The sequence below is a fragment of the Streptomyces cyaneofuscatus genome (assembly GCF_042718795.1).
In the GTDB taxonomy this organism is placed as follows: Bacteria; Actinomycetota; Actinomycetes; order Streptomycetales; family Streptomycetaceae; genus Streptomyces; species Streptomyces cyaneofuscatus_A.
In genome coordinates, this window is record NZ_JBHXOX010000004.1 from 38,619 (window position 1) to 62,244 (window position 23,626).

The window sequence follows — 23,626 nt, forward strand, 5'->3', positions numbered from 1 at the left end:
CCGCCCTCCCTGTCACTCGAATGGCTCCCCTCGGGTGACCGGTCCCGGTGGCGCGGGTTGTACACCGTGGCCCCCTCATTCCCCTTGATGGTCCATCTCCCCGATGTCGTCCGCCCGGAAGGATCGTGCGCTGCGATGGCACCCCGTCTCACCGTCGTCGTCCCCCTCTACAACGTCGAGGAGTACCTCGGTGCCTGCTTGACCTCGCTCGCCCAACAGACCATGGCGGAACTGGAGATCGTTCTCGTCGACGACGGCTCCACGGACAACGGGCCTGCCTTGGCACAGGAGTTCGTGGACCGCGACCCGCGCTTCCGGCTGATCCGGCAGGAGAACGCCGGGCTTGGCGCGGCCCGTAACGCCGGGGTCCGTGAGGCCGACCCGAAGGGCGAGTTCCTCACGTTCGTCGACAGTGACGACGTCGTGCCCCCCGGCGCGTACGCACGCATGCTCACCGAACTCGACAGCTCCGGCTCCGACTTCGCGACCGGCAACGTGCTGCGGCTGCGGGCGAACGGGGCGCTCGAACAGTCCCCGATGTTCCGCAAGTCGATGGAGAAGGCCCGCCCCGCCACCCACGTCACCCGGGACTGGATCCTGCTGGGCGACCGCATCGCCTGCAACAAGGTGTTCCGCCGCACCTTCTGGGACGAGCACGCCTTCGCCTTCCCGACGGGCGTGCTGTACGAGGACATCGCCGTCGTCCTGCCCGCCCACTTCCTGGCCCGCTCGGTCGACGTCGTGGAGGAGCCCGTCTACCACTGGCGCGACCGCGACGGCTCGATCACCACCCGCCGGGCCGTCCCGAAGGGCATCCGCGACCGGGTCACCGCCGTCACCACCGTCAGCACCTTCCTCGCCGCCCGGGACAAGATGGCCGAGGCCAAGCGGCGTTACGACGCGCACGCGCTCTCCGGCGACCTGTGGCTGTTCATCGAGGCCCTGCCGGATGGCGACGAGGAGTTCCACACGGCCTTCCTCGACCACGCGGGCGCCTTCGCCGCCACCGTCGAGCCGGAGGTCTTCGCCGGTCTGCCGCTGGACCTGCGGGTCAAGTGGCAGCTCATCCGGGAGCGCCGGATCACCGAACTCCTCGCGCTGCTCGGCGAGGAGAAGAACGACCGGGACACCTTCCACGTCCGCGGACTCCTCCGCCCCCGCGCCCACCACCCCGCCCTCCGCGACCGGCTGCCGCCCGCCACCACCGCGCTCACCCCCGCCGACCTCCCCGTCCACGCCCACCTCACCGAGGCCGTGTGGCGGGACGGGCTGCTGCGGCTCACCGGGTACGCCTACGTGCGCAACGCCCCGGGCGGGCGGCCCCGGCTCGGCTGGCTGCGGTCCGGGAAACGGCTGATCCCGCTGCGGCTGCGCCCCACCGGCGGTTCCGGCGGTTCCGGTGGTTCCGGCGGCGACGAGGCCACCGCCCGGTCCGGGCGCTCCCTGCACCGGTATGCGCGCGCCGGGTTCGAGGCTGTCGTCGACCCGCGCGCGATCGCCGCCAAGGCCGAGGACGGGCGTACGGTCTGGAAGCTGGAGGCCGCGCTGTTCGGCGCCGGACGCCTCCGCCGGGGCCCGATGCGCCTCACCGGCACCCCCGCCCCGCCCGCCGCCCTGTACACCGACGAGCGGACCCGGGTCGTCCCCGTCCTCTCCGGCAACAAGCTGGAACTGCGTACCGAACGGATCGCGGCTCTCCTGACCGGGCAGTCGGCCGTCGAGGACCCCCTGCGCCAGGAGGAGTGCCTGCGCCTGGACGTGAAGGTCCTCGACGACGACGGGCCCGTCGCGCTGCGGCTGACCGAGTGGCGCACCAAGGAGACCCAGGAGTTCGCCCTGCGCGGCTCGCTGGGGTCACGGTCGGCCGACATCCCGCTCAGCGCCTTCCGGGGCGGCGATGACATCTGGGGCGTACAACTCGTCGGCGGAAGAGGGCGTTTGACCGTCGCCGCCAGGACCGACGCCGACACCGACGCCGGCCGTTACCCGCTCCCCGGCGGACGTGAGCTGTACGCGGCCCCCAACCCGTCCGGCGACCTCGTCCTCACCGACCGGGCCGTCCAGCCCGTCGTCACCTCCGTGCAGTGGGCCGAGGGCGGGGAGGTGGTCCTCGAAGGCGCCTTCCCGGAGCCGTCGGGCACCATCGGCGAGCTGGTGCTACGGCACAGTGGCCACCACGAAGAAGCTACGGCGGACGTGGAGTTGGCGGAGGGCGGCCACTTCCGGGCCGTCGTCCGCCCCGCCGCCGTCGACGGGCCGGGCGGGTTCCTGCCACTCGCCGAGGGGCGCTGGTACCTCTTCCTCCGCGAGCCGGGCGAGCGCGACCCCGACGCGTACCGGCCGCTGCGCCTGGCCACCCCGCTCCACGCCACGCTCCCCCTCCAGCAGAGGCTGGAGGAACGCCCCTTCACCCTCCAGCGGCGCTACCACGACCGGCTCGTCCTGGAGTCGGGCAGCGCCCTGCCGACCGCCGAGCAGGGCCCGTACGGGCAGCGGATCCAGCGCGAGCGGTACGCCGCACTCCGCGCCGCCGACCGCTCCGAACTGCGCCCGGCCGTCCTCTACTCCAGCTTCGACGGCCGGCAGGTCTCCGACTCGCCCCGCGCGATCCACCGCGAACTGGTATCCCGCGCACCGGACATCGAGCACCTCTGGGTCGTCCGCGACCAGCAGGCGGCCGTGCCCGAAGGGGTCCGCGCCATCGCCCTGCACAGCGCCGAGTGGTACGAGGCGCTCGCCCGGAGCCGCTGGGTCGTCACCAACACCCACCTGCCCCAGTGGTTCGAGCGGGCCGAGGGGCAGTGCGTCGTCCAGACCTGGCACGGCACCCCGCTCAAGCGCATCGGCCGCGACCTCGCCGGCACCCCGCACGCGGACGCCGCCTACATGGCCTCCATGGAGCACCGGTCCGCCCAGTGGAGCGTGCTCGTCTCCCCGAACAGCTTCTCCACCCCCGTCCTGCGCCGCGCCTTCGGCTACCAGGGCGAGGTGCTGGAGTCCGGCTACCCGCGCAACGACCTGCTGTACGCGCCCGACCGGGCGAAGGTCGCCGCCGCCGTACGGGAGCGGCTCGCGATCCCCGAGGGACGGCGGGTCGTCCTGTGCGCCCCCACCTGGCGCGAGGACCGGCCCCGGCAGGGGGGGAGGTACGACCCCGGCCACCAACTCGACCTGGACCAGGCCCGCGAGGCGCTCGGCGACGACCACGTCCTCCTGGTGCGCCGCCACTACCTCGTCGGCGGCAGCGTCCCCGACACCGACGTCGTGCGGGACGTCTCGCGCCACCCGGACGCCTCCGAACTCCTGCTGATCAGCGACGTGTTGGTCACCGACTACTCCTCGATCATGTTCGACTTCGCGCAGACCGGCCGCCCGATGCTCTTCCACACCTACGACCTGGCCCACTACCGGGACACCCTGCGCGGCTTCTGCTTCGACTTCGAGCACCGGGCCCCCGGGCCCCTCATCCCCGACTCCGCGGGCATCGTGGCCGCTCTGCGCGACCCGGAGGCCGCCGTCGCGGGGCACCGGGAGGCGTATGAGCGGTTCCGGGAGGCGTTCTGCGATCTCGACGACGGGAGCGCGTCCGTGAAGGTCGTCGACCGCATGCTCAAGGAGGTGCGGGCATGACCGACTTCAGCTGTGTGATCACCGCCGGCGGGGAGAACGGTGGCGGCGAAGGCCCCGACGCCCTGCGCGCCTCCGTCGCGTCCGTCCTCGGCCAGTCGCTGCGCGGCTCCGAGGCGGTCGTCGTCCTCGCCGCCCGCGCCGACGGGCCCACCCGCACCGCCGCCCGCGCCCTGGCCGACAGCTCCCCCGACCGGGTCCGCCTGATCCACCCCGACCCGGCCGCCCGCACCACCGGCGCCCTGCGCAACGCGGGCCTGGACGCGGCGACCGGGCGGTACGTCCTGGTACTCACCCCCGGCGAGCGCCTCCACCGCCACGCCTGCCGCAACCTCTGGCAGGCGGGCGAGCGCAGCCGCGCCGACCTGGTCGCCGGGCGGTGGACCCGGACCACGGAGGAAGGCGGCAAGGAGCAGGAGCCGCCGTGGCAGGGCGAGTTGTACGCCCGCTCCCGTACCGTCACCCGGTTCTCCGACGCACCCCACCTCGTCGTCCGGGACGCCCTGGTGACCGGTTTCTGTCTGCGCCGGGAGGCGGCCCGGCGCCACGGGCTGCGGTACGAGGAGGACCTGGCGCACGGCGAGATCCTCTTCGGCCCCCTCGCCGCCGTGGCCGTCGGCCGGATCGTCCTGGTGCGGCGGCTCATCGTGACCGGCCGGGCCGTACCCGACCGGGCCCGCGACCTCGCCGCCCTGGTGGAGGCCCACCGCCGGGTCGCGGCCACCTTGGACGCCCTCGGGCTTCCCGCTCTGCGCGAGGAGCGGGAGCGGGCCTTCGTACGGGACCATCTGGTGCCGCTGGCCCGCTCCTTCCCCCGGCTCCCCGCCGCCCGCCGCACCCGGACCGCCGCCACGGCCGCCCGCGTCCTGACCGCCCCCGTACCGCGTGAGCTGCCGCCGCTGGAGCGGGTCGCGGCCACCGTGCTGGCCCGGGGCGACGCGGAGGGCGTCCTCGCGGCGGCGTACGCGCTGAGCCGGCCCGCCACCGTCTGCGCCCCGGTCCGCGCGAGCGAGGGCGGGCGGGTGGAGTGGGACGACCACTGCCCCGTCGACGTCACCGAACTCGGCTACCAGCACCGGGAGTTCGGCAGGGCCCGGCTGATGAACCGGCTCACCCGCTGCACCGCCCAGGACGGCCGGCTGCTGCTGGAGGGCCGCCTCGTGCTGCCCCCGCACCTGACGCCCGACGCGCCCCTCACCGCCACCCTGGAGTTCCGGGCCCGGGGCGGGGCGCGCGCCGTCGCGTTCCCGGTGGACGACGTACGCCGCGACGGGAACGGGGTCACCTGGGGGGCGCGCGCCGACGTCACGCGCCTCCTGCGCCCCGTGGGCATCCGCGACACCGCCTGGGACGCGCGGCTGATCGTGGAGGCGGACGGGATCCGGTCCGTCAGCGACCTGTTCGGCCCGCAGGACGTGGTGCAAGGGGCGGTCCGATTCGCCGCCCGTCCCCGGCTCGGGCAGCTCGCCGGGGACACCTGGGAGCCCTACATCACCCTCAAGGACCACCTGGCCCTCCGCCTCACCGCCCGCCGCCGCCCCGCCCGGACCACCCGCCGCCTGGTGCGGTACGCCACCCACTTCCGCCCCGCCCGCAAGGCCAAGCTCCTCGCCCGCGCCCTGCGCAAGCGCGCCGACCGCTACCGCTCCCGGCCCTTCAAGGTGACCGCCTACAACACCTGGCTCACCCGCCTCCCCGTGCGCAAGGGCTCCGTCGTCTTCGAGAGCCACATGGGCCGCTGCTACGGCGACAGCCCGCGCGCCCTCCACGAGGAGATCCGCCGCCAGGGGCTGAAGCTCCACGCCACCTGGTCCTACGACACCTCCCCGGCCGACTTCCCGGCCGACGCCCGCCTCGTACGCCGCTGGTCCTGGCGCTACCTCTGGGCGCTGGCCCGCGCCGAGTTCTGGGTCGACAACCAGGGCTTTCCCCAGCACCTCCGCAAGCCCGCCCGCACCACCTACCTCCAGACCTGGCACGGGTCCGCGTACAAGAGGATGGGCTTCGACGAGACCCGCGTACGGCTTCAGAACGCCCCCCAGCGCGAACGCCTCCAGCAGGCCGTCCACCGCTTCGACCACTTCCTCGTCCGCTCCGAGCACGATGTGGCCACCCTCGCCCGCGCCTACCGGCTCCCCGAGGACCGGCTGTTGCGCACCGGCTACCCGCGCAACGACACCCTCATCGCGGAGCGCACCCGCACCGAGACCGAGGGCCGGCTGCCGCGCCCGCCGCTGGCCGGGGCGCTGGGCATCGACGACCACAAGAAGGTGGTCCTCTACGCGCCGACGTTCCGGGGCGGCCCGGGGGCGGGCGGGAAGCAGGCCAGGCGCCGACTGCTGCTGGACGTAAGGGAGTTCGCGGAGCGCTTCGGGGACTCGTACACCCTGCTCATCCGGGCGCACTACCTGGAGGCCGCCCGGCTTCCGCTCTGCCCGCCCGGCACGGTGATCGACGTCTCGCGCCACCACGACGTCAGCGAGGTCCTCGCCCTGGCCGACGTCCTGGTCACCGACTACTCCTCGATCATGTTCGACTTCGCTCTGCTGGACCGGCCCGTCATCCTGTACGCCCCCGACCTCGACACGTACGCCGCCGAGCGCGGCAGCTACTTCGACCTGCGGGAGAAGGCGCCGGGCCCGGTGACCGCGACCCAGGAGGAACTCTTCGCCGAACTGGCCGAGGTGAAGAAGTCCGACATCCGGCACGCCCCCCAACGGGCGGACTTCGCCCATGAGTTCGGCGCCTACGACCGGGGCGACGCCGCCCGGCAGGTCGTCGCCGCGGTGTTCACCCCGCAGGGCGCGTCCCGCACCACCGACCACCACCGCCAGGGGGCCGGCCGATGAGCCGCGACATCTTCATCGTCTCCAACAGCACCGACGAACTCGGCGGCGTCACCACCTGGACGTACCAGACCGCCCGCCTCTTCACCGAGCAGGGCCACCGCGTCCACGTCGTCGGCATCCACGCCTCCGACCGGAAGATGGTCCTGCCCGCCGAGCCCGGCCACCCCGCCACCGCCCTCTACCCCGCCCACCCGCCGACCCCCTGGACGCCCCACGGCATCCGGGACCGCTTCCGCATCCCCACCCGGCGCCGGGAGGCGGCCCGGGTCGAGCAGAAGCGGCGGGCGGTCGCCCGGCTCTCGGAGCTCTTCGCCGCCGCCCGGCCCGGCGCGGTCGTCGTCGTCACCCAGGTCTGGGCGATGGAGTGGGTCGGCCAGGCCGACACCAGCGGGCTGCGGGTCATCGGGATGAGCCACGAGTCCTACGACTACTCCCGCGCGAGCCACCGCTACCGCTGGATCAGGAACCACTACAAGGACATCGACCACTGGCTCGTCCTCACCGAGGAGGACGCCGACCGGTGGGCGGGCGACGGCTTCGACAACGTCGGCTTCCTGCCCAATGCCCTCGCCCGCCTGCCCCACGTCCCCTCCCCGCGCACCGCGCGGACCGTGGCCGCCATCGGCCGCCTCACCGACCAGAAGGGCATCGACCTCCTCCTCGACACCTGGGCCCTGGTCGCCCCGCAGCGCCCCGACTGGCGGCTGCGCCTGTACGGGACGGGCGAGGACGAGGCCGCGCTGAGGGCGCAGTGCACGGGGCTCGGGCTCGACGGGTCCGTGGAGTGGATGGGCCGCACGGACGACGTGGAGGCGGCCCTCGCGGGCGCCTCAGTCTTCGTCCAGTCGTCCCGGGGCGAGGGCTTCCCGCTGGCGCTGCTGGAGGCGATGGCCAGCGGGGTGCCGTGTGCCGCGTTCGACTGCGCGCCCGGGGTCCGCGAGATCGTCCGGGACGGCGAGGACGGGCTCCTCGCCCCCGCCGGGGACACCGCCGCCCTCGCCGACCGGCTGCTCCGGCTGACCGGCAACCCCCGGCTGCGCGACGCGCTGGGGGCCCGGGCCCGGTCGGGCGCGCAGCGGTTCTCGGAGCCGGAGGTGGGGCGGCGCTGGGAGGAGCTGTTCGCGTTCCTGGAGCGGTGAGACCGATCAGAGGGTGAGGGGGTGTCCCGGGCTCAGCCCTGGGACACCCGCGTGTCCCGGGCTCAGTCCTGGGGCACCCGTGCCCCCGACGGGTCCTGTTGCGGCGGCAGAGCCGCCCGGCGGGCCGACGGCGGGACGGGCAGCGGCAGCCCGTCGCTCTCGCCGAGGAAGACCCGCCGCACCACCCGCTCGGCCGCGTTCCCGTCGTCGTACGGACAGAACCGGTCCCGGAACGCCGCCCGCAACTGGGCCGAGCGCGAGCCCCGCCAGTGGTCGGTGGCGAAGATGTCGAACAGTTCGTCCTGGCTGCGCGCGACGACGCCGGGCGGGAACGCCGTGATGTCGAAGTAGGTTCCCCGGGCCGCCTCGTACGCCTCGATGTCGTCCAGATGCAGGACGACCGGGCGGTCCAGGTTGACGTAGTCGAACATCAGCGACGCGTAGTCCGTGATCAGCGCGTCCGAGGCGAGCGCCGCCGCCTCCAGGCAGGGGTGGCCGGTGACGTCGATGATCCGGGGATGCGTCGTCGTACGCGTACGGCTGCCGCCCGGAGTGCCCGGCGCGCGGTCCAGGATCACGAACTGCGGGCCCAGCACCCGGATGAGCTGCTCCAGATCCAGGGCGGGCCGCTGCACACGGCGGTAGTCGCGGGGGGCCGGCGCGTACAGGAGGGCTGTGGCGTCCGCCGGGATGGAGAGCGTCTCGCGCAGCCGGGCCACCTCGGCGGGCCCGGCGCGGTGGTAGACGTCGTTGCGCGGGGAGCCGTACTCCAGCGTCGCGTACCCGGACGGGTAGGCCCGCTCCCGTACGAGGGTGGAGTGCGGGTTGGCGGAGAGGGCGAAGTCCCACCGGTCGACGTCGCGCAGCACCTCCTCGAAGTCGGTGGACCGGGCGGCGGCGGGCCGGTCCAGGAGATCGGTGCCGACGGTCCTGAGCGGGGTGCCGCGGTGGGTCTGGAGGACGACCTGGCCGCGCCGCTTCACCAGTCGGCGATCAAAGGCGGCGTCGTTCACGAGGTACGTGGAGCGGGCGAGGGCGCTCCAGTACGCGAAGGTGCCGGGCGTGAGGGCGCGGGTGGCGGGCGGCACGGTGTGGGCGTGGCGGGGGGCGCAGATCCACGCGGTCCGCAGCCCCGGGACCAGGTCGCGCGCCGTGGCCTCGATGGCGGCCGGCTCGCCCTCGTACCCGCCGTGCCCGCCGGTGGCGAAGACCGCGTCCCGGGCGCGCAGGGGCAGTCGGCGCTGGACGCGGTAGTGCGCCTGGAGCGCCGCACCCCGCACCGCCCGGCGCAGGGCGGCCACGCCCCGCCGCAGCCCGTCGCCGATCCGCCGGGTCGCCGCCAGAGCCCGGTAGGTGCGGCGCGCGCCGAGGCGCAGCAGGCCGTGGCGGAGCCGGGCGCGGTGGGGGGCCGGGGCGCCGGGGGTGCGGTAGCGGCGGCAGGAGGCGGTGGCCCGGCGGAAGAAGGCGGCGCGGCTGGGGCGGGGCAGCCGGTCGGGGGAGGCGTGGACGGCGCAGAAGTGGTCGAGCATCCGGCGGTACAACACGGGCCGCCAGACGTCGAGTTCGGGGCGCGCGTCGAGGAAGGCGAAGACCCGGTCGTACTGGTCGAAGATGTCGAAGTGCTTCTCGCTGGTGGTGGAGAGGATGTTGCCGCGCCGCCGCTGCCGGTAGGAGACACAGACCGCGTCCAGGACCGCGATCGACCCGGCGGACATCAGCACCGGGTAGGTCCAGGGGGTGTCCTCGTAGTAGCCGGGCGGGAAGGTGAACCCCTCGGCCTCGACGAAGGAACGGCGGTACGCCTTGTTCCAGACCACCATGAGGAGGTGGAGCAGCTCGGGGCGGTCGGCCAGCCGGAAGGAGGCGGGGCCGTGCTCCGCCAGCCGGTCCGCGAGCACGTTGCGTACGCTCCGGCCCGACCAGTACGTCCGGGCGTAGTCGTACATCAGGACATCCGGCTCGCCGGTCGCCCCGATCCGGTCGGCGATGGCCTGGAGGGACTCCGGGAGGAGGGTGTCGTCGCCGTCCAGGAAGATCAGGTAGTCGCCGGTCGCGCGTTCCATCCCCGCGTTGCGGGCCGGTCCGAGGCCGGCGTTGTCGGGGAGGTGGAGCGCGGTGACGCGGGGGTCGCGGCGGGAGTACTCGTCGGCGATCGGGCCGCAGGCGTCGGGGGAGCCGTCATCGACGACGACGATCTCGAAGTCCTTGAAGGACTGGCTCAGCACGGAATCCAGACACGCGTGCAGATACGCCTGGACCCGGAATGCGGGCACGATGACGGTGAACCGGGGCACTACACATCCATGGGTCGTTCGCGGGAACCAGGTGGCCCGCAAACGTCGGATGGAATGACAGGGTTACGCCGGGCGTGGCATTCGGGCGATGTGCACGCCGAAACGGCCCGGTTCCGGGGAACCGGGCCGTTTCGGGTTGACGTACGCATGTGCGTGTCGTCGTACGTGTCCTCGTACGTGAGGGCGTTGCTACGGGTGCTACTTGACCGCTCCCGCCATGACGCCCGAGACGAACTGCCGCTGGAAGGCGAAGAACACCACCAGCGGGATGATCATCGACACGAAGGCGCCGGGTGCCAGGACGTCGATGTTGTTGCCGAACTGGCGTACCTGCTGCTGGAGCGCCACGGTGATCGGCGGCGAGTCGGAGCCCGCGAAGATCAGCGCCACCAGCATGTCGTTCCACACCCACAGGAACTGGAAGATCCCGAGCGAGGCGATCGCCGGACCGCCCAGCGGCATCACGACCCGGGTGAAGAGACGGATCTCGCCCGCCCCGTCGAGCCGTGCGGCCTCCAGCAGTTCGCGCGGGATCTCCGCGAAGAAGTTCCGCAGCAGGAAGATCGCGAACGGCAGCCCGAAGGCCGTGTGGAAGAGGACCACCCCGAGCGTCGTCTCGAAGATGCCGATGGTGCCGAAGAGTTCGGAGACCGGGATCAGCGCGACCTGGACGGGGACCACCAGCAACCCGACGACCAGCAGGAACCACCAGTCCCGGCCGGGGAAGTCCATCCAGGCGAAGGCGTATCCGGCGAGCGAGCCGATCACCACCACCAGGACGGTGGACGGCACGGTGATCATGACGGTGGAGAGGAGGGATCCGGTGATCGTCGAATTGTCCAGCAGGCGCTGGTAGTTGTCGAAGGTCAGCTCGGAGGGGGCGGTGAAGATCTTCCACCAGCCGGTGGCCGCGATGTCCTCGGGTCCGCGGAGCGAGGAGAGGAACAGGCCGATGGTCGGCATGATCCAGAACAGGGCGACCAGGATCAGGAAGACCCGCATCGCCCCGCCGCCGAGACGCGTGGCGATCCGGGCGCCGAGGGACTGCTTGGCTGTGCGGGCCTCGGGTGTCGTGGTCATCGCCGTGTCTCCTTCCGCAGCCGGCGGACATTGCTGTGTCTTCCCGGGGGGCGACCCCCGGACCCCCGGCCGGGAGGCGGCACGGTGTGGGCCAGGTCCGTCATCGCCGTGTCTCCTTCCGCAGCCGGCGGACATTGAAGAGCATCACCGGCAGCACCAGCAGCAGCAGGAGCACCGCGATCGCGCTGCCGATGCCCAGGTCGGCGTCCGTGCCGAACGAGGAGCGGTACAGCTGGAGGGCCAGGACGTTGGCGTCGTCCTGGCTGGAGCCGGGCGCGATGATGAAGACCAGGTCGAAGACCTTCAGCACGTTGATCATCAGCGTCACCAGCACCACCGCCAGGACCGGGGCCAGCATCGGCACCGTGATCCGGCGGAACACCTGCCACTCGTTGGCGCCGTCCACCCGGGCCGCCTCCAGGAGCTCACGCGGCAGACCGGCCAGACCGGCCGCGATCAGCACCATCGCGAACCCGGCCCACATCCACACGTAACTCCCGATGATCCCGGGTGTCACGAGGCTCGGGCCGAGCCAGTCGACGCCGTTGTAGGGCTCGCGGAAGTTGTCTGCCGGCAGGCGGAGTTGTGCCCCGTCCGCCGACGCGGGCAAGGTGAACACCCCGTCGGCCCCGGCGGTCGCGGTGGCGACGACCTCGCCGTCCCTGACCGCCTCGACCTTCAGGCCTTTCAGGCCCAGCTCCTTGGGGTCGACGACATTGGGCTTCCCGCCGCCGCCCCGGGTGAAGTCCAGCCAGGCCGTGCCGGTGATCCGGTCACCGTCCGCCGCCGGGGCCGCCTTCGCCGGGCGGGCGTCACCGGGCATCTTCGCCGGGGCGACGCCGACCAGCGGCACCTGGACGGCCTCGCCGGCCCGTATCGGCTCCTTGGAGACGTACGACCCGCCCTCACCCTTCTCCAGCGGGTGCACGGGCAGCGGGCGCGCCTTGGGGAAGCCGGCCGACTCGTTGAACGTGTCGTGCACGCTCACCGCGACGGCGTTGGCCACCCCGCGCTCGGGCGCCTGGTCGTAGACGAGGCGGAAGATGATGCCCGCCGCCAGCATCGAGATCGCCATCGGCATGAAGACGATCAGCTTGAACGCCGTGCCCCAGCGGATGCGTTCGGTCAGGACGGCGAAGATCAGGCCGAGCGCGGTGGCGACGGTCGGGGCGAACACCACCCAGATCGCGTTGTTCCTCACCGCGGTGAGGATGGTGTCGTCGGTGAAGAGCGCCTTGTAGTTGTCGATGCCGGCGAAGCTCGTGCCCGCCTGGTCGAAGAACGACCGGTAGACCGAGTAGCCGATCGGATAGAGCACCAGGGCGCCGAGCAGCACCAGCGCGGGCAGCAGGAACGCCGCCGCGATGGCTTTGCGGGTGCCGGTCACGCTCGTGCCGCCGGGCTTGGGCTTGGCCTTCGGTGCCGGGCGCGGGTCCGGGGCTGGGGAGGCGGAGGGGGAAGGGGAGGCGGAGGGCGCCGGGTCGGCGCCCTCCGCGTTCGTGGTGGCCACCGCGTCAGCTCTTGTACGCCTTGGCCGCCTCGGACTCCAGCTTCTGCTGGGCCCCCGCGACGTCCTTCGGGTTCTTCAGGAAGTCCTGGAGGATCTTCCACTCACCCTTCCCCGGCGTCCCGCCGAACGACTGCGGGGCCTGGTCCGACATGTCGAAGCGGACGTCGTCACCGGCCTCGACGAGCGCCTCGGCCATCCTGCGCTGCACGTCGTTGGGGTACGCGGCGGTGTCCAGGGACTTGTTCGGCGAGATGAACCCGCCCGCCTCGGCCCAGATCTTCGCCGCGTCCGCCGAGGCCAGCCAGGTCAGCAGCGCCTGGGCGCCCTTGCTGTCCTTCAGCGCCACGGCCGCGTCGCCACCGGTCACCACGGGGGAGTCCGCGCCGACCGCCGGGAACGGGAAGACCTTCGCGTCCGTACCGATCTTCGCCTCGGTCTGCGCGATGTTGATGGAGACGAAGTCGCCCTCGAAGACCATGGCGCCCTTGGGCTGGTCGCCGCCGGTGAACGTCTGGGTCACCGAGGTCGGGAACTCCGTCTGGAGCGCCCCGTCGGCGCCGCCCGCGATCAGCTCCGGCTTGCCGAACAGTTCGGCGAGGGTGGTCAGCGCGTCCTTGACGGACGGGTCGGTCCACGGGATCTCGTGCTGCGCGAGCTGGTCGTACTTCTCCGGGCCCGCCTGGGAGAGGTAGACGTTCTCGAACCAGTCGGTGAGCGTCCAGCCGTCGGCGCCCGCCACGGAGACCGGGGTGACACCGGAGGCGGAGATGGTCTCCGCGGTGGTGATGAAGTCCTTCCAGGTCTTCGGCTCGGCCGCGCCCGCGTTGTCGAAGGCCGCCGCGTTGTACCAGATCAGGGACTTGTTGGCGGCCTTGAAGTACACGCCGTACTGGGTGCCGTCGACCGCGCCGAGGTCCTGCCAGACCTCGGCGTAGTTCTGACCGAGCTGGGCCCTGGCCTCCGGGCCGACCGGCTTGGCCCACTTCTTGGCCACCGCCTGCTGGATGGCGCCGACCTGCGGGATCATCGCGACGTCCGGGGGCTCGCCGCCCGCGATCTTCGTACCGAGGAAGTTGACGATCGGGTCCTGGGCCGGGACGAAGGTGACTTTCGCGCCCGTACGCTTCTCGAACTCGCCCAGCACCTTGGTGAAGTTGGCCTGCTCGGGTCCCGTCCAGACCGCGGCGACGGAGATGTTCTCCCCGTCCAGCTTCGGCAGGGTGACGGTGGAGGCACTGTCCGTGCCCTTGTCCGTCCCGCCGCCCGACCCCGACTCCTTGGACCCGCCGCCGTCCCCACAGCCGGTCAGCGCCAGCGCGCCGACCGCCGTGAAGACGAGTGCGGCCCTGCGTATGGAAAGGGTTGTACGCATTCCTGCCCCGTCTCTTCCGTACGCGCCCGACCTCGCTGTCGTCGCCCGGGCTGCGTCGTCCGTGCGCACAGTCCTACGCCCGGCACACGGGCCCCGCAATACCGCCGTCCGGCCCAACACGGTGATCGTGATGGCCTCGTGACGTCGCGTCAGCGGATCCGGCGCGGATGTGGCGGAATGAGGTGAGGGGCGGGCGGGCAGGGGCAGGAGTGACAGGTCGGACGCCTGGCCGAGGGGGTCGGATCGGGGGCTCGTCGGGCTTCACGGCCTCACGTCGCGAACGGGATCGGCGGGGGTCAGGGTCGTGTCAGGTCCACGGCTCGCGGGCTCATGTCGGGAACGGGATCAGCGGGGGCAGGCGTTCGGCGTTGACCGAGCGGGCCGCGCGCTCCAGGGCGCTGGCGAGCAGGGCCAGGTCCGTCGGCCCGTTGCCCAGCTCGCGGATCGGGCGGCGGGCCGGCGGATCGCCCATCCGCTCCCACTCCAGCGGGACGACGGTGGGCCGCAGCGTCGCCGTACGCGGGATGCGGCCCGTGACCCGGCCCCCCTGGAACGGGGTCACCCGGCCGTCCGGGTGACCCAGCCTGCCCCGGCCCGGGGCGGGTTCGTCCGGGGACGGCGGCAGGACCGGCGCGTCCAGCACGATGCGCAGCCTCGCCCCCCGGGCCAGCTCGGTGTCCTCCGTGCGGTCCGGGCGCCCCGAGGTGGCGACGAGGTGCACCCCGAGCCGGCCGCCGTCCCGGGCCACGGCCTCCAGGGCCCGCACCACGGAACCGGCGGCGGGGCGGCCGGGGCTGCCGAGCCCCGGAGCGACCAGTGCGTCGAAGTCGTCGGCGAGGACGACCAGGCGCGGCAGGGGCGAGGGGCCCGGGTCCGACGCCCGCGGGGTGACCTGGCGCAGCCGCAGGGTGCCGCTGGCCGGGGAGTCCAGGTCGCCCCGGCGCTCGGCGCCGCTCGGGGGCCGCTGGCCCACGACGCGCCGGGACTCCTCCTGCTCGGCGGCCTCCGCGTGCCGGGCGTGCCAGGCGGCGAAGTCCAGCGGGCCGAGCAGCTCGGCGCGGCGCTTCAGCTCGCCGCCCAGGGCTTGGGCGAACTCCCGCATCCGGACCGGGTCGGAGGCGACGAGATGGGTGGACACGTGCGGCAGCTCCGTACAGGGGAGCAGCCCGGGTGCTGAGCTGTCGCGCTCCTCGGGCTTTCCGCCGGCGCCGTCGACCAGCAGGATGCCGAGCCGGTCGGGCCGGGCGGAGGAGGCGAGCGAGGCGGCGATGGCCCGCAGCAGTTCGGTGCGCCCGCTGCCCGCGGGGCCCTCGATGAGGAGGTGCGGGCCCTCGTCGGCGAGGTCGACGCTGAGGGCGCCCCGAGGCCCGGCCCCGAGCACGAGCACGGGCCGCCCGGCGTGCACGGCCTGCGACGCCCGCCCCGCCTCGGCCTCACCACCCGGCGGGCCGACCCGGGGGGCGGTGCGGGAGGGGTGCGGGGTGCGGTCGGAGTCGCGGGTGTCCGTGCCCGGGTACGGGGTGCGGCCGGAGTCCCTGGTTTCGGCCCCCGGGTACGGCGTACAGCCTGAGCCCCTGCTGTCCGCGCCCGGGTACGGCGTGCGACCCGAGCCCGGGGTCTCCTGGGAGCGGTGGCCGTCGCCCGACGAGCGCTGGGGGCCGACGCGCGGGCCCGTGCTCAGCGTGCGGCTTGAGTCCCGGTCGCCCACCGACGGGTACGGCGTGCGGCCCGAGCCGGGGGTCTCCCGGTCCGCCCGGGACGGGGGAGCGGCGGCGGGCCGGGGCACCGATGCGCCCGGCTGGTGCTCCGCCGTGGAGGCCCAGCGGGCCATCAGCGACGCCGGGGTGGCGCGGGCCAGGCCCAGCTCGTCGAGCAGCCGGGCCGAGGGGGGCAGCGCCGCCGTCGTCGGGCGGCCCGCCAGTGCGGCCGAGCCCTCGTCGCGCAGGGGCGCCAGCGCCCGCCCGAACCGCTCGGCCCAGGCCGCCGACACCGCGTCCACCGCGGCCACCGTGCCGTGGCCCGCCGCCTGACCGCCCGCCGTACGCAGCAGGCGCAGCGCCGTCGCCACATCGCCGCTGAGCATCGCGACCGCCCCGCACTCGCGGAAGGCGATGGAGGCCCGGCAGGCGGCGTCGTACGTCGCGGCCACCGGGGAGGTCGGCGAGGCGGCCGGGGTCTCGGCCAGGCAGATCAGATGGATGCCCGCAGCCGCCCCCGCACCGGCCAGCCGGGCCGTGGTCTCGCGCAGCGCCGCCGTACCCGGGTCGCCGTCCAGGACGACCACCGTGTGCGGGCCCGTGTGCGCGCGGGCGGCGTCGGCCACCTCGGTCCGGTCCAGGTTGGGCCAGCCGGGACCGAGCGGCCCCTCGTCGAGGCGGCGGACCAGCTCGGCCGTGCGGGCGGCCGCCTGCTCACGGTCGTACGCGAGGAGGAGCCGGCAGTCCTGCCCGTGCATCGGGCGCAGATGCGGCAGCCACCCCAGCCAGGACCACTCGCGCCGCCGCTCCTCCAGGGAGCGGGTGCGGTCCGTGGAGATGAGCACGATCTCCAGGTCGAACGGGGAGTGCAGCGCGGCGAGCTGCGCTACCGTGGCGCGGGCGAGCCCCGCCAGCCGGGCGCGCGGCCCGGCGAGGCCCAGCGAACCGGCCTCCCGCAGCCCCACCGTCACCGGCACCGACTCCACATCGGCCCGGTCGGTCGTCCCGAGCCGCACCACCAGCGCCTCCGGGTGCCCGTCGTGGCGCTCCCACAGGCGGGGCCCCGGGCCCAGCGCGGTCAGCAGCACGGCCGCCGGGTCCGGCCAGGTGCCCTCGGGCGCGGACGGCACGGCGGAGAAGGGGGAGAGCGGCGAGGCCGGGGAGGCGAGGTGGCCCCCCGAGTCACCGAAGGAACCGGCGGAGGAGAAGGAGGACGAGGAGGACGAGGAGGAGGCGTACGGGTCGGAGCCCGGGGCCTCCGGGACGTGACCGGACGGGAAGGCGGCGCGACCGGAAGGGGCAGAGGCGCGACCGGACGGGGCAGGGGCCTGACCGGACGGGGCGGCCCCCGCCTCCGGCCACGAGCCCCGGCCCGGCCGCTCAGCGCCCTGCGCCTGCTCGCCCCTGCTGCCGCCACCGCCCTTGAGCCGCCGGGCCCAGGCGCCTATGCCCCCACGCCGGGGCGTTTCACCCGTACCGATCGACTCCTGGCCGCTGCCGCCGAACGCCTCCTGACCGCCCCCACCGAACGACCCCTGGCCGCCGCCGCCGAACGCCTCCTGACCGCCGCCACCGAACGACCCCTGGCCGCTGCCGCCGAACGCCTCCTGACCGCCGCCACCCCATCGCTCCCGGTCGCTCGCCCCCGCGCCCGCCGGATCGAACGGCTCACGCCCACACGCACCGCCGGCCGTGAACTGCTCCCGGCCGCCGTGGGTGCGCTGCCGCGCGGCAGCCTCGGGGGAGCCCTGACCGTGGCCGGGACCCTGGCCCCCGTAACCCACCGGCCTCACCGCCCCCTCCGGCCTCGCCGCCTCCGGGCGGGAGCCGTAGGACGCAAGGGACGGCGACGGGCTCCCGTACGCGGCGTCCGGCGCGTGCGGCTCCGGCTCGACGCGGCTCACCCGCAGGTGGCCCTCGCCGTCCGGGGCCGTCGGGAGCGTCACCGTACGCGAGCCGGCCGTGAGCCGGAGGGTCGATTCGCCGAGCCGCAGCAGCGCGCCGGACGGGAAGCGGACAGGCCGGTCGCGGACCTCCGCGCCGTCCAGGGAGGTGCCGTTCGTCGAGCCCAGGTCGGCGACCGAGACCCGGCCGTCCTCGGCGACCGTCACCGCGCAGTGCAGCCGGGACACGTCCGGGTCGTCCAGCGGGACGTCGGCCTCGGCGGAGCGGCCGATCCGGATCTGCCCGCCGTGCAGCAGATGGACCCCGCCCGCGTCCGGCCCGGCGACCACGTGGAGCTGGGCCGGAACGGTGTCGTCCGTCGCCTCGTCCTCGCCGGGGACCTGGAGCGAGAGGACCGCCCCGTCCACCAGGGGCGGCTCGCCGAGGGCGATGCGCTGGGAGTCCAGCCGCTCCCGCCCGGCGAAGAGCACCACCGCCCCGCCGCCCTGGGACCCCTCGGGCCCGGAGACGGCCTGGGCCAGGCCGGAGGCGACGGCGGCCAGTGCCGTCCCGGCGGGTGCGGTGACGAGCACGTCGCAGGCGCGCGCCGGGGTCTGGCCGCTGCGCGGCGCGAGGACGGTCAGCCGGATCTGCATCGCCGTCGGCGGTCCCTTCTGCGCGGGGTGCCCGGCAGGGGAAACGCCCTGTGATTCCCCCCACCCGGCACGGACAGGTCGTCCGTACAGGTCGTCACGGACCCCGGGCTCCCGACCCGTCAGATCCGTCCTTGGAGGCATCCTCGCACCTGCCACTGACAACACGCCCGGCGGTCACCTTTAAATGATCTTGAATGGTCGGCTGTGGGCGCAAAAGTGCCGCCTTGCGTCCGGTTCCCGCCGCCGGGAACCTGGTGGCGGGGCTTGCCTGCCGCGTCCCGCGCAGGTGTACGGCACTGTCGTTCGAGCCTCCGACGCCCGAGCGTCAACCGTGTGCGGCAACCATCTGTCCGGTCTGCGCGTCTTCCCCCGAAACGCGACTCCCCGGCCCCGTGGCCGACGGCATTAGAGTGGCCCGGAACATGGGCCGGAGCGTCGGCCCGGAACATCCGGGTGGGCCCGGGGGACCGCAAGCACCACGATCAGCAGGGAGTGCAAGACGTGCGGCCTGTAGGCAGCAAGTACCTCCTGGAGGAGCCGCTCGGACGCGGCGCCACGGGCACCGTCTGGCGAGCCCGTCAGCGGGAGACCGCGGGCGCCGAGGCGGCCGTCGCCGGTCAGCCCGGCGAGACCGTGGCGATCAAGGTCCTCAAGGAGGAGCTGGCCAACGACGCCGATGTGGTGATGCGCTTCCTGCGGGAGCGCTCCGTGCTGCTCCGGCTAACGCACCCGAACATCGTGCGCACCCGCGACCTGGTCGTCGAGGGCGATCTCCTCGCCCTGGTGATGGACCTGATCGACGGCCCCGATCTGCATCGCTACCTGCGGGCGAACGGCCCGCTCACCCCGGTCGCCGCCGCGCTGCTCACCGCGCAGATCGCCGACGCGCTCGCCGCCAGCCACGCCGACGGCGTCGTCCACCGCGACCTCAAGCCCGCCAACGTGCTGCTCGACGAGCGCGACGGCGGCATGACCCCGATGCTCACCGACTTCGGCATCGCCCGGCTCGCGGACTCCCCGGGGCTGACCCGGACGCACGAGTTCGTCGGCACCCCCGCCTACGTGGCGCCGGAGTCCGCCGAGGGCCGCCCGCAGACCTCCGCCGTGGACATCTACGGCGCGGGCATCCTGCTGTACGAGCTGGTCACCGGCCGCCCGCCGTTCGCCGGGGGCACCGCCCTCGAAGTCCTGCACCGGCACCTCAGCGAGGAGCCCCGCCGCCCCTCCACCGTCCCCGAACCGCTGTGGACGGTCATAGAGCGCTGCCTGAGCAAGAACCCGGACCGCCGGCCCAGCGCCGAGAACCTGGCCCGTGGCCTGCGTACGGTCGCCGCGGGCATCGGCGTCCACGCGAACTCGGCCCAGATCGCCGCCGCCGACGGGGTGGGCGCCCTGCTCGCCCCCGACCCGGCGCCCACGGCCGTCCCGGAGACCCCTGGCGCCGCCGACCCCACGCAGGTGCTGCCGAGCAACGCGGGCTCGTACGACCCCGGCGCGGCCACCAGCGTGCTCCCGCAGACCGGAGGCCCCGGCGGCCCCGGCTCCAACCAGCGTCACGGCAACAACCAGGGCCACGCCGACCCGACCGCCGTCATGCCGCCCGTACCGCAGCGCCCCGACGGGCCGCCGCAGCCGGACGGCCCGCACCCCTGGCAGTCCCAGCTCCAGGCGGCCCGCGACCGCAACGACCAGACGCAGGTGCAGTACCTGGACCCGAGCCAGGATCCCCTGCGCCGCCGCCCCCAGCGCCAGCAGCAGCCCCCGCAGCCTCCCCAGCGGCAGCAGCAGCACCGGCAGCAGCCGCTCCAGCAGCAGTACCCGCAGCAACAGCATCAGCCGCAGCGCTACCAGGCCCCGCAACAGCCCCAGCGCCAGCAGCCCCAGCGCCAGCAGTACGCGCCTCAGCCCCAGCAGCCGCAGCAGCCCCAGCAGCCGGCCCCGCGCCCGCCGCGTGAGCCGCGTCCGCCGAGGCAGCGCGGCGCCAACCCGATGCGCATCCCCGGCCTCGGCTGCCTCAAGGGCTGCCTGTTCACGATCGTGCTGCTGGTCGTCGCCGGCTGGCTGATCTGGGAGCTGACCCCGCTCCAGGACTGGGTCGCCCAGGGCAAGGGCTACTGGGAGGCGATCGGCGACGCGATCGGCACGGTCACCGACTGGGTCTCCAAGATCGGCGAGGCCACCGGCGAATCCGGGGGCACCGGCGGCACCGGCGGCGCCTGACGGCCGCAGAGGGTACGGAGGCCTGACGGCCCCGACTCTGTCCCTTTGTCGACTTCTCCGGGCCGATTCGGCCCGGAGAAGTGCAGGTTGGCGCCATCCCGGGCACGCACCACCCCGAACGCCGCGTAACTTTGTCGACCGGGGGTCCACCGCCAGCCGCTGAGGGAGCAGTCTTGGCACGGAATATCGGCAGCCGGTACACGGCCCACCAGATCCTGGGGCGCGGCAGCGCCGGCACGGTGTGGCTCGGCGAAGGGCCCGAGGGCCCGGTCGCCATCAAGCTGCTCCGTGAGGACCTCGCGTCCGACCAGGAGCTCGTGGGCCGATTCGTACAGGAGCGCACCGCCCTGCTCGGGCTCGACCACCCCCATGTGGTCGCCGTCCGGGACCTCGTGGTGGACGGCAACGACCTCGCCCTGGTCATGACCCTCGTACGCGGCACCGACCTGCGCACCCGCCTGGACCGCGAACGCCGCCTCGCCCCCGAAGCGGCCGTCGCGATCATCGCGGACGTCGCCGACGGCCTGGCCGCCGCCCACAAGGCCCAGATCGTCCACCGGGACGTCAAGCCGGAGAACATCCTGCTCGACATGGAGGGCCCGCTCGGCCCCGGCGGCTCCCACCCGGCCCTGCTCACCGATTTCGGCGTCGCCAAGCTCATCGACACCCCGCGCCGCGCCAAGGCCACCAAGATCATCGGTACGCCGGACTACCTGGCCCCCGAGATCGTCGAGGGCCTCCCGCCGCGCGCCGCCGTCGACATCTACGCGCTGGCGACCGTGCTGTACGAGCTCCTCGCCGGGTTCACCCCCTTCGGCGGCGGCCACCCCGGCGCGGTCCTGCGCCGCCACGTCACCGAGACCGTCGTCCCGCTCCCCGGCATCCCCGAGGAGCTCTGGCGGCTCCTGGTGCAGTGCCTGGCCAAGGCCCCGGCCTCCCGGCTGCGCGCCTTCGAGCTGGCCGTACGCCTTCGGGACCTCCTCCCGCTCCTCGCCGGCATACCGCCCCTGGACGTGGACGAGCCCGGCGGCGACGAGGCGGAGCAGCAGCAGCCGGCCGCGTACGACGAGCAGCAGTACACCCCGTCCGCCGAGGAGCCGCGCCGGCGCGGGGCGGTCCCGCTGGTCCCCGGCTCGTCCCCGGACTCCAACCGCGACACCCACACGAGCATGCGGGTCCCCGCTCCCGACGAGCTGGCGGGCGGCCCCCTGGGCACCGCCCGTGCCCCGCGCTCCCCGGGGAAGCCGCGCCCCGGCTCCGCCCGTAACAAGGCGGCGGCCGTCCGCAAGCGCCGGATCACCCTGGGCGCCGCGGCCCTCCTGCTGTGCGCGGCCGTCGCGGTCGGCGGCTGGCTGGCCGCGGGCGGCGGGGACGGCGGCCCGGCCGGGCCTCAGGACAGCGAGAACTCGGCCCCGGCGACCCCGTAGGGGCTGGCGGGTACCGGCCGGTATCGGCCGGGTTCCCGGGGGAGGGCAAGCTTCACCCGCCATGCCGTTACGCTGGACCCGTGGCAGTCGTCGATATTTCCGAAGAGCTGAAGTCCCTCTCCTCGACCATGGGGTCGATCGAGGCCGTCCTGGACCTGGATGCGCTGAGGGCGGACATCGCCGCGCTCGAGGAGCAGGCAGCGGCGCCGTCCCTCTGGGACGACCCGGACGCGGCCCAGAAGATCACCAGCAAGCTTTCGCACCTCCAGGCCGAGGTCCGCAAGACCGAGACCCTGCGCGGTCGTATCGACGACCTCGGAGTCCTCTTCGAGCTCGCCGAGGACGAGGGCGACGCCGAGGCGCTCGCCGAGGCCGAGACCGAGCTGGAGTCGGTGCGCAAGGCGCTGGACGAGATGGAGGTCCGCACCCTCCTGTCCGGCGAGTACGACGCCCGCGAGGCGCTGGTGACCGTCCGGGCCGAGGCCGGCGGCGTGGACGCCGCCGACTTCGCGGAGAAGCTCCAGCGCATGTACCTCCGCTGGGCGGAGCGGCACAACTACAAGACCGAGGTCTACGAGACGGCGTACGCCGAAGAGGCCGGCATCAAGTCGACCACCTTCTCCGTCCAGGTCCCGTACGCCTACGGCACGCTCTCCGTCGAGCAGGGCACCCACCGCCTGGTCCGGATCTCGCCCTTCGACAACCAGGGCCGCCGCCAGACGTCCTTCGCGGGCGTCGAGGTGCTCCCGGTCGTCGAGCAGACCGACCACATCGAGATCGACGAGTCCGAGCTGCGCGTCGACGTGTACCGCTCCTCGGGCCCCGGCGGACAGGGCGTCAACACCACGGACTCCGCGGTCCGTCTGACCCACCTGCCGACCGGCATCGTCGTCTCCTGCCAGAACGAGCGCTCGCAGATCCAGAACAAGGCGTCCGCGATGAACGTCCTCCAGGCCAAGCTCCTCGAGCGCCGCCGCCAGGAGGAGCAGGCCAAGATGAACGCGCTCAAGGGCGACGGCGGCAACTCCTGGGGCAACCAGATGCGTTCGTACGTCCTCCACCCGTACCAGATGGTCAAGGACCTGCGTACGGAGTTCGAGATGGGCAACCCCGAAGCGGTCTTCAACGGCGAGATCGACGGCTTCGTCGAGGCGGGCATCCGCTGGCGCAAGCAGCGCGAGAAGTAACCTCCGCCGTACGAGGGTCGGGCCCGGACAGGGAACTGTCAGGGCCCGACCGCGTTGGGGGCACCGCCGGGGCGAGTTGAGGGGAAGCTGTGCCCGATGCGTCACAGTCGTGCTGCCGAATACCCGTCAAGAACCCCTATAAGGGTGCCTACTACACACAACGGCCTTGACGGAATCCTTAACTCTGGCCAGGGTGCTAGAGCAGCATGCGTATGTCTGGGACAGGTGTGAACCGGGGGACTGGCGGGGTGACCACGACACGACGTGGCCTCGCCGAGACGATTCCCCGCAGGGCCGTGGCCCCGCATATGGCTGCTCCAATGACGAGATCAGCTACTGGGGGTAGCAACAGATGACGAAGAAGACGCGCGTTCGCGTCGCGCGGATAGCCGCTGGTGCGGTTATTGCCGCGGGTGCCTCGCTGACCGCCGCGGGTGCGGCGCAGGCGGTCGGCATCGGTATCGGTGTGGACGGTGGAGACCTCAGCGCCGATGTGTCGGTCCAGACCGGGGACAACCCGATCGGTGGCGCCGACCAGGGTGGCACCACGGGTGAGGCCACGACCGGTGAGGCGACCACGGGTGAGGCCACCACGGGTGAGGCCACGACCGGTGAGGCGACCACGGGTGAGGCCACCACGGGTGAGGCCACGACCGGTGAGGCGACCACGGGTGAGGCCACCAC

At 73.7% G+C, this 23,626-nt stretch carries 11 protein-coding genes and 1 pseudogene; 7 read left to right on the top strand and 5 right to left on the bottom strand.

Annotated features, from left to right (window positions below):
- The first annotated feature begins 135 nt into the window (after window positions 1-135).
- From ACFWRT_RS04870 to ACFWRT_RS04880, 3 genes are read left to right on the top strand one after another with little or no spacing between them, the layout of a single operon-like run.
- Window positions 136-3,630 carry a bifunctional glycosyltransferase/CDP-glycerol:glycerophosphate glycerophosphotransferase gene (locus ACFWRT_RS04870; protein ID WP_380950829.1) on the top strand — a complete coding sequence of 1,165 codons (3,495 nt, stop codon included), beginning with the start codon at window positions 136-138 and terminating at the stop codon, window positions 3,628-3,630.
- Window positions 3,627-6,476 (top strand): bifunctional glycosyltransferase/CDP-glycerol:glycerophosphate glycerophosphotransferase, encoded by a 2,850-nt coding sequence (locus tag ACFWRT_RS04875; RefSeq protein WP_380950828.1) that lies wholly within the window; start codon window positions 3,627-3,629, stop codon window positions 6,474-6,476. The genes ACFWRT_RS04870 and ACFWRT_RS04875 overlap by 4 nt, the downstream gene beginning before the upstream one ends.
- On the top strand, window positions 6,473-7,615 hold the full coding sequence (locus tag ACFWRT_RS04880; RefSeq protein WP_380950827.1) for a glycosyltransferase: 1,143 nt from the start codon (window positions 6,473-6,475) through the stop codon (window positions 7,613-7,615). Before ACFWRT_RS04875 ends, ACFWRT_RS04880 begins: the two co-directional genes overlap by 4 nt.
- A 62-nt stretch (window positions 7,616-7,677) precedes the next feature.
- On the opposite strand, the gene ACFWRT_RS04885 is transcribed toward ACFWRT_RS04880, so the two are convergent.
- The 5 genes from ACFWRT_RS04885 to ACFWRT_RS04905 form a co-directional block, all read right to left on the bottom strand.
- Window positions 7,678-9,909, bottom strand: a complete 2,232-nt coding sequence (locus ACFWRT_RS04885; RefSeq protein ID WP_380950826.1) for a bifunctional glycosyltransferase/CDP-glycerol:glycerophosphate glycerophosphotransferase — start codon at window positions 9,907-9,909, stop codon at window positions 7,678-7,680.
- Between the two features lie 198 nt (window positions 9,910-10,107).
- Window positions 10,108-10,989 carry a carbohydrate ABC transporter permease gene (locus tag ACFWRT_RS04890; RefSeq protein ID WP_380950825.1) on the bottom strand — a complete coding sequence of 294 codons (882 nt, stop codon included), beginning with the start codon at window positions 10,987-10,989 and terminating at the stop codon, window positions 10,108-10,110.
- 100 nt (window positions 10,990-11,089) lie between these two features.
- Window positions 11,090-12,376: a carbohydrate ABC transporter permease gene (locus ACFWRT_RS04895; RefSeq protein WP_380950863.1), complete on the bottom strand. Its 1,287-nt coding sequence runs from the start codon at window positions 12,374-12,376 to the stop codon at window positions 11,090-11,092.
- 127 nt (window positions 12,377-12,503) lie between these two features.
- Window positions 12,504-13,871, bottom strand: a complete 1,368-nt coding sequence (locus ACFWRT_RS04900) for an ABC transporter substrate-binding protein (protein WP_380950824.1) — start codon at window positions 13,869-13,871, stop codon at window positions 12,504-12,506.
- A 328-nt stretch (window positions 13,872-14,199) separates the two neighbouring features.
- Window positions 14,200-18,108, bottom strand: coding sequence for an FHA domain-containing protein (locus ACFWRT_RS04905; protein WP_380950823.1), 3,909 nt, complete (start codon window positions 18,106-18,108; stop codon window positions 14,200-14,202).
- Between the two features lie 501 nt (window positions 18,109-18,609).
- Here ACFWRT_RS04905 and ACFWRT_RS04910 point away from each other — a divergent pair.
- The 4 genes and pseudogenes from ACFWRT_RS04910 to ACFWRT_RS04925 form a co-directional block, all read left to right on the top strand.
- Window positions 18,610-20,328, top strand: coding sequence for a serine/threonine-protein kinase (locus tag ACFWRT_RS04910; RefSeq protein ID WP_380950822.1), 1,719 nt, complete (start codon window positions 18,610-18,612; stop codon window positions 20,326-20,328).
- 173 nt (window positions 20,329-20,501) lie between these two features.
- Window positions 20,502-21,755: a serine/threonine-protein kinase gene (locus tag ACFWRT_RS04915; protein WP_380950821.1), complete on the top strand. Its 1,254-nt coding sequence runs from the start codon at window positions 20,502-20,504 to the stop codon at window positions 21,753-21,755.
- Window positions 21,756-21,835: 80 nt separating this feature from the next.
- Entirely contained in the window at window positions 21,836-22,942 is a 1,107-nt protein-coding gene (gene prfB / locus ACFWRT_RS04920; protein WP_380950820.1) for a peptide chain release factor 2, read from the top strand.
- A gap of 352 nt (window positions 22,943-23,294) precedes the next feature.
- Window positions 23,295-23,626, top strand: a pseudogene (locus ACFWRT_RS04925) (hypothetical protein); the annotation flags it as partial.

Bases quoted from the DNA above. Each gene is read 5' to 3' on its own strand.
- ACFWRT_RS04870 (WP_380950829.1), top strand. From the start codon at position 136: ATGGCACCCCGTCTCACCGTCGTCGTCCCCCTCTACAACGTCGAGGAG.
- ACFWRT_RS04875 (WP_380950828.1), top strand. From the start codon at position 3,627: ATGACCGACTTCAGCTGTGTGATCACCGCCGGCGGGGAGAACGGTGGC.
- ACFWRT_RS04880 (WP_380950827.1), top strand. From the start codon at position 6,473: ATGAGCCGCGACATCTTCATCGTCTCCAACAGCACCGACGAACTCGGC.
- ACFWRT_RS04890 (WP_380950825.1), bottom strand. From the start codon at position 10,989: ATGACCACGACACCCGAGGCCCGCACAGCCAAGCAGTCCCTCGGCGCC.
- ACFWRT_RS04900 (WP_380950824.1), bottom strand. From the start codon at position 13,871: ATGCGTACAACCCTTTCCATACGCAGGGCCGCACTCGTCTTCACGGCG.
- ACFWRT_RS04905 (WP_380950823.1), bottom strand. From the start codon at position 18,108: ATGCAGATCCGGCTGACCGTCCTCGCGCCGCGCAGCGGCCAGACCCCG.